Consider the following 687-nt stretch of genomic DNA (forward strand, 5'->3'; position numbering starts at 1 on the left):
GACGCCGGACGGACTGTCCGGCACGCTGGCCTACCGCACGGACCTGTTCGAGCGGTCCACCGTCTCCCGCCTGTTGGAGCACTTCGCCACGCTACTGGAGTCCGCGGTCTCCTCGCCCGAGGCCCACGTCGGCGAGCTGTCCCTGCTGCGCGACGCCGAGCGCCACCAGGTGCTCGAGGCGTTCAACACCGCCCCGGCGTCCTTCACGGTTGATGGCCCGCTGCACGCGCTCATCGAGGCGCAGGCCGCGCGCCACCCGTCCAGGCCCGCGGTGGCCTGCGAGGAGCAGGTGCTCACCTACGGGGAGCTGGACACCCGCGCCAACCAACTGGCCTGGCACTTGCGCTCGCTGGGCGTGGGCCCCGACATGTGCGTGGCCCTGTGCCTGGAGCGCTCCGTGGACACGGTGGTGGCGCTGCTGGGCATCTGGAAGGCCGGCGCTGCCTACGTCCCGCTGGACCCGGCACAGCCCGCCCTTCGCCTTCAGACGCTGGTGGAAGAAGTCGCTGCCCCGGTGGTGGTAACGCAGTCACGCCATGCGGACGCCTTCACGGGCACTTCCGTCCGGCAGGTGTTGATGGACACGGAGGCCGGGCAGCTCGCGGCCGGGCGCGAGGATGCGCCGCCGTGCGAGGTGTCCGCGGACAACCTCGCCTATGTCCTCTTCACCTCGGGCAGCACCGGCCG

1 protein-coding gene is annotated in these 687 nt (G+C 71.8%); it reads left to right on the plus strand.

Annotated elements, in window-relative coordinates; all coding sequences use genetic code 11:
* The coding region (locus G4D86_RS51775) for an AMP-binding protein (protein WP_164003104.1) at window positions 1-687 on the plus strand (687 nt) is incomplete at both ends.

It is taken from the genome of Pyxidicoccus caerfyrddinensis (genome assembly GCF_010894405.1).
Taxonomy (GTDB): Bacteria; Myxococcota; Myxococcia; order Myxococcales; family Myxococcaceae; genus Myxococcus; species Myxococcus caerfyrddinensis.